Here is an 11,207-nt window from a genome sequence, read left to right as displayed (position 1 = left end):
AGCGGACGCCGTGGCTCTCCCGATGCCGCGGCCGGCGCCTGTCGCGCCGGAACAGCAAAGAAAGCCGTGCCGTGCCGGAAGAGCGTTGAAAACCACGTGGTGCCGGTAGAGCGTTGAAAACCTCGGTGCGTCAGCGGGGCGGCATCCGGAGGGCGCCGTCGAGGCGGATCGTCTCACCGTTCAACATCGGGTTCGCCACGATGTGGGCAGCGAGGTCGGCGTACTCGTCTGGTCGGCCGAGTCGGGCCGGGTGCGGCGTCTGCGCCTCCAGCATGTGCCGCGTCTCCTCCGGCAGCCCGGCCAGCAGCGGTGTCTCGAACGTGCCCGGGGCGATCGAGACCACCCGGATCAGATGCTGCGCGAGGTCACGTGCGGCCGGCAGCGTCAGCGCCGCGACGCCTCCCTTGGAGGCCGCGTAGGCCGCTTGCCCGATCTGCCCGTCGAACGCGGCGACCGACGACGTCATCACCACCACGCCACGCTCGCCATCGACCGGTTCGTTCGCCGACATCGCCTCCGCGCTCAGGCGCAGCACGTTGGCCGTTCCGATGAGGTTGATCTCGATGACACGCCGGAGATCGTCCAGCGGCAGCACGCCGCGCTTGCCGAGCAGCCGGCCCGGCGTGGCCACCCCGGCGCATGTCACCACCACCCGCAGCTCGCCGAGCTCCGTGGCCTGCTCGACGGCGGTGCTCACCTGCTCGTCGTCCCGGACGTCGGCCGCGACGAACCTCGCGCGGCCCCCGAGCCGCTCGACCAGACCCGACCCGGGGGAGTCGGGCAGGTCCAGCACGACGACCGCTGCGCCGTCGTCATGGAACCGGGAAACGGTGGCCGCGCCGAGGCCTGAGGCCCCGCCGGTGACCAGGACCACGGTGTCCTCGGTGATGCGCATGAGGCACGGTAACGTTCCGTTCGAGGCAAACACCACCGCGTCGGGGTGGAAATGCCACCGGATCAGCCTGTAGCGTCAACTACCAAGTGACCACTAGCAAGGGGGTCTTTGGTGTCCGTTCGTGAGGTGCGCGCGCAGTTCGGCGCACGGGTGCAGTCGCTGGGGTATCGGCGGCTGGATCAGAACGGCCACGCCGACGCCTTCGAAGACCCGGACTCGGGACACCGGGCCACGATCGTGCCGTTCCCGCGTTGGGGCCGCCGTATCGACGTGCTCACGGTGGAGTCCAGCCTGCCGCTGCCCGAGGGCGGGCGCACGATCGCGTTCCGGCTCGACGTCGGCAGCCAGGTGCATCCGGAAGGCGCGGCCGTGCCGGGTCGATGGAACGCAGCGCAGGTCGCCTCGCTCTGCGAGTCGGTGATCCTGCCGTACTTGGACAGCGGCCGCACGGCGGGCGACATCCTCGCGATGCTGGTCACGGGCGAGATCCGGCCGGTCGGGTCGGCGGCGGCCACGGCCGTGCTGCAGCACGGGTACTTCCTGGCCAAGTGGTGGCAGCTCACGCAGCAGATACAAGACCTGAGGGACATCGCCGAGCTGCTCCCCGCCGTCGACCGGGTCAACCTGCAGCACGCCCCCTGGGGCCGCACCGAGCTGGCCGAGGTGCTGTGGTTCGGCCGTGACCTCCCCCCGGCGCCCCAGCGGCTGCCCTGGGGACCCGGCGACCAGGGCGACCCGCGTGCGGAGCGGTGGTTCCGGCACGCCTCGCACAGCGAGCAGTGGCGGGAGGCGGCTTCACCGGAATCGGCCGTCGCGCAGGGGCACGCGCAGAGCCCACGCGCAGTCTGATCGACGCGGTTCAGGCTGCCGAGTCGTCCGTGGACGCCCGCAGCACCAGCCGTGGAGGCACCTGCTCCACGCCGGAGTGCGGCCGGCCGGCGATCGCGTCGAGCAGGCGTTCCGCAGCGACACGGCCCACCTCGGTGAGCGCGGTATCCACCGTGGTCAGAGCCGGCCGGGTGCCGGTTGCGATGATCTCCCAGTTGTCGGTGCCGATCAGGGCGACGTCACGGGGGACATGCGTGCCGAGCTCGCGCAGGCTGTCCGCGACGCCGCGGGCGAGCAGGTCGCTGCCGCAGTAGATCGCGTCGACGTCAGGGTGCGTGCGCAACAGCATCTGCCCCGCCTGCCGCCCCCACTCCTCGCCCCACCCGCCGAAGAACGGTGGCGCGACGAGTTGCGCGCCCGCCGCAGCGAGCGCCCGCTCGAGGCCGGCAGCGCGCTCGCGGGCCGCGTCGAAATGCTCTGGGCCGGTGATGTGCGCCACGCGGCTCCGCCCCATCCGGAGGAAGTGCTCGCCGGCGATCCTTCCGGCTGCGGCGTCATCGACCACGATCGAGCAGTCGATCGGGTCGGCTGAGGGCGTGAGCGCGTAGACCACTGGGGTGCCGGGCTCCACGGCGAGCGGCTGCCGGATGTTCGAGCTGCGGCCGGTCACGATGAAGCCGTCGACGCGGCGTCCCTGCAGCACGTCGATGTAGTGCTTCTCGCGGATCGGGTCGTCGCGGCTGTCGCACAGGAAGACCGAGATCCGGCCGGCACCGAGCGCGTCCTCGGCGCCGAGCATCACCGGCACGCTGAACCGCTCGAAGCTGTCGGTGGTGATCATGCCGACGGTGTAGCTGCGTCGCTCGAAGACGCTGCGGGCGAGCTCGTTCGGTCGGAACCCGGTCTCGGCGGCGGCGGCGAGCACGCGTTGACGCGTCTGGGCGCTGATCTGGCCAGTGCCGTTGAGCGCCTTCGAAACCGTGCCGGGGGAGACCCCCGCGCGCGCTGCGACATCGCGGATCGTGGTCCGCCTGTTTCCGTCGCTCACATCCGACCTCCTCGCGATTTCCGGAAACTCTAACCGGTGACTCGGCTGTTGATGACGCAGTGGCGCTCCGCGCGCCGATCGCGTGATTCCGTTCGAGGAAACAGCGGAAACATGTTGCGGAATAGGTTCCGACCATGCCAGCATGGCTGCGTCGCCCGGTGCCGTAGCCGGGCCGTTCGTTCAGAGCCGCACGATCGGCGTTCAGTTTGAGGAGCCTCGTGACCGAGACCATGCACACCACGACCACCACCAGGCAGCAGACGCGCGGCGGCGGTCCGGTCCAGCCCCGCTCCGCCACGGTGCTCACGCCGCTGGGCTTCGGCGACGTCGAGCTCACCGATGGTTTCCTCGCGCAGTTGCAGCGCGAGAACGCGACGACCTCGATCGTCAAGGGCCACGCGCACCTGGAGCGGCAGCAGGCGTGGGCGAACTTCGAGAACGCGGCCGCACGCAGCGTGGGAGAGCCGTACCACGGTCCGGTGTTCGAGGACGGCGAGGCCTTCAAATGGCTCGAGGCGGCGGCATGGGAGCACGGAAGGGCGGGATCGGAGCAGGTCGCGGGCTGGCTCGCGGAGTACGCCCGGCTCGCGGCCTCGGCACAGGATGACGATGGCTACCTCTCGACCTTCAACCAGGCCGCCGGCAAGCGCGGCCGCTACGAGTGGATCTCCTACGACCACGAGATCTTCAACATGGCCACGATGATCCAGGCGGCGGTCGCGCGCTACCGCACCTCGGGCGAGGAGGACCTGCTCGCGGTGGCGCGTCGGGCCGCCGACCACCTCGACGCGACCTTTGGCTTCGACAAGCGGCGCGAGACCTGCGGCCACCCGTTGGTGGAGATGGCCCTCGTGGAGCTGTACCGGGTCACCGGTGAGCAGCGGTACCTCGACCTGGCGTCGTACTTCGTGGAGATGCGCGGACACCGAACCCTCACCGACCCCACCTGGCAGGGCTGGACCTCCGTCTACTTCAGCGACCGGATCCCCGTGCGCGAGACCGTCTATCCCGAGGGGCACGCTGTCCGGGCCGTCTACTTCGCCTCCGGCGCCACCGACGTGGCTATCGAGACCGGCGATGAGGAGCTCTTCGAGGCGCTCCGCCGGCAGTGGGACAACATGGTCGAGGCGAAGATGTACGTCAACGGCAGCCTCGGCTCCCGCTGGGAGGGGGAGGCGTTCGGCGACCCGTACGAGCTTCCGACAGACCGCGGCTACGGGGAGACCTGTGCCGCGATCGCCAGCATCCAGTGGAGCTGGCGGCTCCTGCTGGCGACCGGCGAGGCCAAGTACGCGGACCTGATCGAGCGGCAGCTCTACAACGCGGTGCTCTCCGGCGTGACGCTCGATGGCAACCGCTACTTCTACGTCAACACCCTCCAGGTGCGCGAGGGTGCCGTCGCCTACGACGACCGTATGGGGGCCGCTGGCCGGCAGGAGTGGTTCGGGTGCTCCTGCTGCCCCACGAACCTCATGCGCACCCTCGCTTCGTGGCACCACTACCTGGCCACGGGTTCCGGGGCCGGGATCCAGGTGCACCAATACGGCAGCGCCACCATCGATCACGGCGCCGCGCGGTTGCGGATGACCTCCGACTACCCCTGGCACAGCGAGATCGAGATCGCCGTCGAGGCAACGGGCGAGGACCCGTGGGAGCTGTCGCTGCGGATCCCTGCCTGGGCGAGCGGCGCGACGCTCGAGGTCGACGGAACACCCGTTCCGACGGCGTCGGGTGAGTATGCGCGCATCGCGCGCACCTGGCGAGTGGGCGACGTCGTCCGGCTGGTTCTGCCCACGGCGCCCCGCACCACACGGGGTCACCACCGCGTCGACGCCGTGCGCGGCGCTGTCGCCATCGAGCGGGGTCCGCTCGTCTACGCGATCGAGCACGTGGACCAGGACCAGATCTCGGTGGACGACGCCGCACTCACCTCGCTCGACCTGGCCGAGGAATGGCGGGACGACCTGTTCGGCGGCATCCCCGTGGTCACCGGGCCCGCCCGCAACCTGCCCGACGGCGAGGTGACGCGACTCGTAGCCATCCCGTACTTCATGTGGGCCAACCGTGAGATCGGGCCCATGAAGGTCTGGCTGCCGCTGGACGCCTGAGCGCCTGACCGACACCCCAACGACGGACCGCGGCCGGTCCGTCGGCGATACCCCCTACCCAGAAAGAGGCACGACCGTGAGCATCACCGCGCCCGCACCCCATTTCGACGGTGGCGGCGTCATCCGCGTCGCGGACCGTGAGTACCGCGACCCGGGGCCCGGCGAGCTGCGTGTCAGGATCGGCGCGAACGCGATCTGCGGCACCGATCGTCATGAGTACCACGAGGGCGTCGGCATCGTCCCGGGTCACGAGGCGGCCGGTGTGGTCGAGTCCGCAGGCAGCGGGACGAGCTCGCCTGTCGGCACCCGCGGCGCCATCTACCTCATGGACTTCTGCGGCGAGTGCCGGTCCTGCCGGGTGGGGGCGACCAATCAGTGTTCGGCCAAGCGGCAGGACGTGGGGCAGACGTCCGACGGCGGCTACGGCCCGTACGCCCTCGTGCACGAGAGCCAGTTCTTCCCGATCACCGATGATGTCTCGCTCGTGGCCGCCACGATGCTGCTCGATGTCATGGGCACCAGCGGGCACGCGCTGGAGCGCGCGGAGCTCGTGCGCAGCGACACCGAGAGCGTGCTGGTGGTCGGCGCGGGGCCGATCGGGTTGGGGCTGGTGGCGATGGCCAAGCTCCGCTATGGCCACGACTTCCCGGTGCACGTCACCGACGTCAGCGAGTTCCGGCTCGAGCTGGCAGCGACGCTCGGCGCGAACCCGGTCCACGCCGGTGATGAGCAGGCCGTGCGCGCGCTGCAGCCCGACATCGCGTTCGACTCTTCAGGCAAGACCGCAGCGCGCGAGCTGGCGCTGGCCTCGCTGAGCCAGCGCGGTGCACTGATCTGCGTGGGCCATGGCGAGGGCCTGGGGATCGACGTCTCGCGCGACCTGATCGCTCCCGAGCGTGCGGTGCTCGGCAGCGAGTACTTCCGGTTCGACGAGATGCCGGCGAATCTCGCCGTGCTGCGCGAGCACGGCGACTATCTCGCGCAGGTCATCACGCACCCCATGGACGTGGGCGACCTCGCGGAGGCGTTCGAGCTGTTCCTCTCCGGCCGTACCGGCAAGGTCGTCGTCACCCAGGACGGTGCGCGGTGACCCCGCTCCGCGTGGCCGTGGTCGGCGCCGGGGCGTGGGGTGCCGAGCACGCCCGCATCTTCTCCGGCCGCTCCGACACCGAGCTGGTCGCGATCGCAGGTCGCACGCCGGAGCGGACCGAGCACCGCGCGGCAGCGTTCGCCACGCAGGCGTACACCGACGTCGCGGCGATGCTGGCCGAACAGTCGCCGGACCTGGTGAGCGTGTGTCTGCCGAACGAGGGGCACTTCGCCGTCACCCGCCAGCTGCTCGAAGCGGGCGTGAACCTGCTGGTCGAGAAGCCGCTCGTGTTCGACCTCGCGGAAGCGGACACGCTGCTCGCGGCGGCCGAGGCCTCGGGCAGCTTCTTCGCCATCAACTTCAACCACCGGTACGCCGAGCCAGTCATCCGCGCGAAGGCAGCGATCGACGGCGGCGAGCTGGGTCGCCCGGTGTTCGTCACCTGGCGCTTCGGTGGCGAGGCGAACCACGGCACGTCGCCGCACGCCAACCTCATCGAGACCCAGTGCCACGGCTTCGACATGGTCGAGCACCTCGTCGGGCCGGTGACCTCGGTCGCGGCGCAGATGACCGATGCGACCTACGGCGACTACAGCACGGTCGCGCTGGCGCTGGAGCTGGCCGACGGCGTGGTGGCCACGATGCTCGGCAGCTACGACTCCTCCTACGCCTACCCCGACAGCCAGCTGATCGAGGTCAACGGCACCGAGGGCCGGCTCACGATCCACGACACGGTGCGTCGACTTGAGATCTCGCGTGCGGGCGACGCCGAGCGCCGCGTGTGGGAGGCCGGCTACTTCGACGACGAGGCGCGTGGCTTCCACGCGACGTTCGACCGGCACGTCGAGGAGGTGCTCGCGGCGCTGCGGGCGGGCGCGCCGCCTCCCGTGCCGGCCGCCGCGGGCCGGCGCGCCCTCGAACTCGCCCACGCGGCCATCACGTCCTTCCAGACCGGGCGGCGCATCGCCGTCGACCCCCGCGCCTGAGGCGCGACCGCAGTTCCCACCCACCCAAGGAGTCCGACAATGAAGCCGATCTTCCTCAGCCGCCGGGACGCGCTGCGTCTCGGCGGCCTCACCGCCGCGGGCATCGCCATCGGCGGCTCGCTCACGGCATGCAGCTCCGGCGGTCCGAAGCTCCAGTACATGTTCTGGGGTTCGACGGCGGAGCAGGAGGCCGTCGAGGACATGCTCTCCTCGTTCGGGGAGACCCTCGAAGACCTCACGGTCGAACCGCTGTACACACCTGACGACTACGACACCAAGCTCAACGCGTTGGTCGCGAGCAACCGGATGCCCGATGTCGCCTACATCTCCAACGGGATGGCGTACCGGCTCGCCGAGCAGGGCAGGCTGCTCGACCTCAGCCCCTACTTCGAGGACTACCCCGGGATCGGTAACCGGCTACCCGAGGCCTACAACTACTGGACCGAGACCCAGACCTTCGGCACGCCCGCGGCGCTGGAGATCATGTGCCTGTTCACCAACAAGGAGGCGTTCGCCGAGGCGGGCGTCGACCTGCCTCCGGTCACAGCGGACTCCGCGTGGAGCTGGGACGACTTCGTGGATGCGGCCTACCGGCTCACGGTGGATCAGGGCGGCCGCCGACCTGACGAGGAGGGCTTCGACAGCACTCAGGTGGCTCGTTTCGGCACCCTCGCGAACATGTGGTCGGCCGCCTGGTACGGGCTGCTGCTGAGCAACGGGGTGGACGTCGTCGACGAGTCCGGGACCACCACGCAGCTCAACAGCCCCGAGGCGGTCACGGTGCTGCAGAACCTGGTCGACCTCATGCACGAGCACCGTGTGGCGCCGTCGCCGACGCAGCTCGGCAACAACGCACCGTCCACGCCGGCGCAGCTCGCCTCGAACCGGCTGGCGATGGCGATCGACGGCCAGTGGGCCTTGCTCGACATCAGCCAGTCGGACTTCGACTTCGGTATCGGCGTGCTGCCCAGCTACGGGACTCCGATGACGGCCTCGATGGGCGGCGCGATCGGGATCTCCGCGGAGACCGAGCACGTGGAGGCGGCGCTGGAGCTGTACACCTACCAGTCCGATCCGTCCGTGGTGGGTCTGTTCGGTGCGGGGCTGTGGATGCCGGTGGAGGAGAAGTACTACACCGAGCCCGAGCACATCGCGACGTGGACCGACAACGACGTGCACCCGGAGGAGTACCGCACCGCAGTCGTCGACTACACGATGTCCAGCTCCAAGCGGTACTTCGCCGAGACGCTGAAGAACTACGAGGCGATCGACAAGGTCGTCTCGCCGGCGCTCGAGCGTGTCCAGACCGGTGAGGAGAGCGTCCAGGACGTCATGGACGAGATCGCCGAGCAGCTCAACGACGGGATGCTGCAGGGCTTCTACCCGAATCCGCTGGTGTGAGCGGCGCGACCACGGCCACGGCCCCCCGCGGTGCACGCCGCGGGGGGCGCCGCAGTGGCATGGCACGGTCGGAGGCCCGGTGGGGGGTGCTGTTCGCGATGCCGGCGATCCTGGGGTTCCTGATCTTCACGATCGGGCCGATGGTCGCCTCGTTCATCTTCAGCCTCACGGATTGGACTGTCGGGGGGACGCCGCAGCTGATCGGGTTCGACAACTACGTGGCGCTGACGCAGGACCCGCTGTTCTGGAAGTCGCTCGGCGTGACCACGTACTACACATTGGCGGCAGTGCCGATCGCGCTGTTCGTCGGCTTCGTGGTCGCGATGCTGGTCAACGCCGGGTGGCGGTGGCAGTCGATGTGGCGCACCATCTACTACCTGCCGACCCTCGTGCCGGCCGTGGCCAGCGCGGTGCTGTGGATCTGGATCTTCAACCCCGACTCCGGGCTCTTCAACTCGGTGCTGCGAGCGTTCGGGTTGCCCACGTCCAACTGGATCTACTCCGAGTCGACGGCGGTGCCCTCGCTCATCATCATGAGCACCTGGGGCTTCGGGAACGCGATGGTGATCTTCCTTGCCGGACTTCAAGGCGTGCCTCGCCAGCTTTACGAGGCAGTGGCGCTCGACGGCGGGAACGCCTGGTCGAAGTTCCGTCACGTCACGTTGCCCTTCATGACGCCGGTGATCTTCTACAACCTCGTGACCGGTGTGATCGGCACGTTCCAGGTCTTCAACCAGGCCTACATCATGACGAGCGGCGGGCCGAATCACGCGACGCTCTTCTACATCTACTACCTGTACACGAAGGCCTTCACCGACAGCGAGATGGGGTACGCCAGCGCGCTCGCCTGGGTGCTGTTCCTCATCGTGCTGGTGATCACGGTGCTGCTGTTCCGCAACGCCCGGAGCTGGGTCTACTACGAGACGGGAGACACCCGATGAGCTCGTCCATGCAGTCGGTGCTGGAGGTCGGCCGACGGCGCCGCCGCGGTCGCGGCGCCCAGCAGACCGGCGGCAAGCCGGTCACCAGGGCGATGATGTTCGTGATCCTGGCGGTCGGCGCCATCGTGATGCTCGCGCCGTTCGCCTGGCTGATCCGCAGCGCACTGATGACCGACGCGCAGATCTTCATCAACCCGCCGCAGTGGTTCCCGAACCCGTTCGCGTGGGAGAACTTCCCGGACGCGTTGACCGCGCAGCCGTTCGCCCGCTACTTCCTCAACACGATGATCATCGAGGTGTTCGTGGTCACCGGAACGGTGCTGACATGCTCGTTGACGGCCTTCAGCTTCGCGCGACTGCGGTGGCGAGGTCGGAACGTGGTGTTCGGGATCCTGCTGACCGGCGTGATGCTGCCGTACGCGGTCACGCTGATCCCCACGTTCGTCGGCTGGGCTGCCCTCGGTGCGCTGGACACCTTCATCCCGCTGACCTTGCCGGCCTTCTTCGCCGGTGCGGGAGGCGGCGTGTTCAACATCTTCCTGTTCCGGCAGTTCTTCCTCACGATCCCGTACGAGATGGACGAGGCCGCCTACATCGACGGCGCCAACCCCTGGCAGGTGTTCCTGCGCATCGTGATGCCGCTCTCGAAGCCGGTGATCGTGGTGGTCGTGATCTTCACCTTCATCGGGGTGTGGAACGACTTCCTCGGGCCGCTGCTCTACCTGACGTCGAGCGACAACTTCACGCTCGCGCTCGGGCTGGCCACCTTCCAGAGCGCCTACACCGCACAGTGGGGTCTGCTGATGGCAGCCTCCCTGATGGTGATCCTGCCGATCGTGGTGCTGTTCTTCGTGCTGCAGCGCTACTTCGTGGAGGGCGTCACGCTCACCGGGATCAAGGGATGACGTAGCGCATCCGCACCACCCCGTGACAAGATGGACCCCACACGTTTACAGCGCTGTACACCTACGAATCTCCGGAGTGATCACGCATGACCGTTCCCCGCCCCGAGCACCCGCGCCCGCAGTTCGTGCGCGAGCGTTGGCTCAGCCTCAACGGACCCTGGCAGTTCGAGACCGACCGCGGTGACTCGGGCCTGGAGCGCGGTCTGCTCGAGCGCGACCTCGCGCAGGAGATCACGGTGCCGTTCGCACCCGAGTCGAAGGCGTCCGGCATCGAGGACGTCGACTTCCTGCACGCGGTCTGGTACCGCCGCACCGTGACGCTCCCGGCCGACTGGGCCGGCGCGCACGTGCTGCTCCACTTCGGTGCCGTGGACCACGACGCGACCGTGTGGGCGAACGGCGTGGAGGTGGCGCGCCACCGTGGCGGGTTCACCCCCTTCAGCGCAGACCTCTCCGGCGTGGCCGGGCCCGGTGAGGACGTGACGATCGTCGTGCGTGCCCGCGACCCCAAGAGCGGCCCGCAGGCACGCGGCAAGCAGTCGACCCTGTACGCCAACGCCACCTGCCACTACACCCGCACCACAGGCATCTGGCAGACGGTCTGGCTCGAGGCGGTTCCCAGCGAGCGGATCGAGCGGATCCGCATCACGCCGCGATTCGTCGATGGCGCCTTCGACGTCGAGGCCAGCCTGAGGCGGCAGACCGACGGGCTGCGCCTCGCCGTCGAGATCCGCGATGCCGAGGGCGTGGTCGCCACGGGTGAGGTAGCCGCCGACGACGAGATGTCGCCGTCGGTCCGGCTGGTCCTGCCCGAGGACCGGCGGCGCCCGTGGTCCACCACGGACCCGCACCTGTACGACCTCACGGTGAGCCTCGTGGGCGCCGACGGCGAGGCGATCGACTCGGTGGAGTCCTACGCCGGTCTGCGGTCCGTGTCGGTGCGCGGGCAGCAGGTGCTCATCAACGGCGAGCGTGTGTTCCAGCGGCTCGTGCTCGACCAGGGCT

General features: G+C 69.2%; 10 protein-coding genes. 8 read left to right on the top strand and 2 right to left on the bottom strand.

The window, feature by feature from the left end:
- Positions 1-130 precede the first annotated feature (130 nt).
- On the bottom strand, positions 131-895 hold the full coding sequence (locus tag ACOJSN_RS20880; RefSeq protein WP_420114406.1) for an SDR family NAD(P)-dependent oxidoreductase: 765 nt from the start codon (positions 893-895) through the stop codon (positions 131-133).
- Between the two features lie 111 nt (positions 896-1,006).
- Here ACOJSN_RS20880 and ACOJSN_RS20875 point away from each other — a divergent pair, with 111 nt between their 5' ends.
- Entirely contained in the window at positions 1,007-1,744 is a 738-nt protein-coding gene (locus tag ACOJSN_RS20875) for a hypothetical protein (protein WP_420114405.1), read from the top strand.
- A gap of 10 nt (positions 1,745-1,754) precedes the next feature.
- On the opposite strand, the gene ACOJSN_RS20870 is transcribed toward ACOJSN_RS20875, so the two are convergent.
- Entirely contained in the window at positions 1,755-2,771 is a 1,017-nt protein-coding gene (locus ACOJSN_RS20870; protein ID WP_420114404.1) for a LacI family DNA-binding transcriptional regulator, read from the bottom strand.
- Positions 2,772-2,989: 218 nt separating this feature from the next.
- Between ACOJSN_RS20870 and ACOJSN_RS20865 the strand changes: the two genes are divergently transcribed.
- The 7 genes from ACOJSN_RS20865 to ACOJSN_RS20835 form a co-directional block, all read left to right on the top strand.
- On the top strand, positions 2,990-4,879 hold the full coding sequence (locus ACOJSN_RS20865; RefSeq protein WP_420114403.1) for a glycoside hydrolase family 127 protein: 1,890 nt from the start codon (positions 2,990-2,992) through the stop codon (positions 4,877-4,879).
- Between the two features lie 76 nt (positions 4,880-4,955).
- On the top strand, positions 4,956-5,969 hold the full coding sequence (locus tag ACOJSN_RS20860; RefSeq protein ID WP_420114402.1) for an alcohol dehydrogenase catalytic domain-containing protein: 1,014 nt from the start codon (positions 4,956-4,958) through the stop codon (positions 5,967-5,969).
- Complete coding sequence (locus ACOJSN_RS20855; protein ID WP_420114401.1) at positions 5,966-6,955, top strand: Gfo/Idh/MocA family protein; 990 nt, start codon at positions 5,966-5,968, stop codon at positions 6,953-6,955. The genes ACOJSN_RS20860 and ACOJSN_RS20855 overlap by 4 nt, the downstream gene beginning before the upstream one ends.
- 39 nt (positions 6,956-6,994) lie before the next feature.
- Positions 6,995-8,356: an ABC transporter substrate-binding protein gene (locus ACOJSN_RS20850; protein ID WP_420114400.1), complete on the top strand. Its 1,362-nt coding sequence runs from the start codon at positions 6,995-6,997 to the stop codon at positions 8,354-8,356.
- A gap of 59 nt (positions 8,357-8,415) precedes the next feature.
- Positions 8,416-9,297, top strand: coding sequence for a carbohydrate ABC transporter permease (locus ACOJSN_RS20845; RefSeq protein ID WP_420114399.1), 882 nt, complete (start codon positions 8,416-8,418; stop codon positions 9,295-9,297).
- A complete protein-coding gene (locus tag ACOJSN_RS20840) occupies positions 9,294-10,202 on the top strand; it encodes a carbohydrate ABC transporter permease (protein WP_420114398.1) in 909 nt (302 codons plus the stop codon). The genes ACOJSN_RS20845 and ACOJSN_RS20840 overlap by 4 nt, the downstream gene beginning before the upstream one ends.
- Positions 10,203-10,288: 86 nt before the next feature.
- Positions 10,289-11,207 (top strand): glycoside hydrolase family 2 protein (locus tag ACOJSN_RS20835; protein WP_420114397.1); only part of this gene is annotated, 919 nt, incomplete at its 3' end.

Source organism: Pseudactinotalea sp. (genome assembly GCF_048594945.1).
Lineage (GTDB): Bacteria > Actinomycetota > Actinomycetes > Actinomycetales > Beutenbergiaceae > Pseudactinotalea.
The sequence above is the reverse complement of the archived record's forward strand: the minus strand, read 5'-3'. Positions and strand labels throughout refer to the sequence as shown.

Bases quoted from the DNA above. Each gene is read 5' to 3' on its own strand.
- ACOJSN_RS20845 (WP_420114399.1), top strand. From the start codon at position 8,416: ATGGCACGGTCGGAGGCCCGGTGGGGGGTGCTGTTCGCGATGCCGGCG.
- ACOJSN_RS20880 (WP_420114406.1), bottom strand. From the start codon at position 895: ATGCGCATCACCGAGGACACCGTGGTCCTGGTCACCGGCGGGGCCTCA.
- ACOJSN_RS20850 (WP_420114400.1), top strand. From the start codon at position 6,995: ATGAAGCCGATCTTCCTCAGCCGCCGGGACGCGCTGCGTCTCGGCGGC.
- ACOJSN_RS20840 (WP_420114398.1), top strand. From the start codon at position 9,294: ATGAGCTCGTCCATGCAGTCGGTGCTGGAGGTCGGCCGACGGCGCCGC.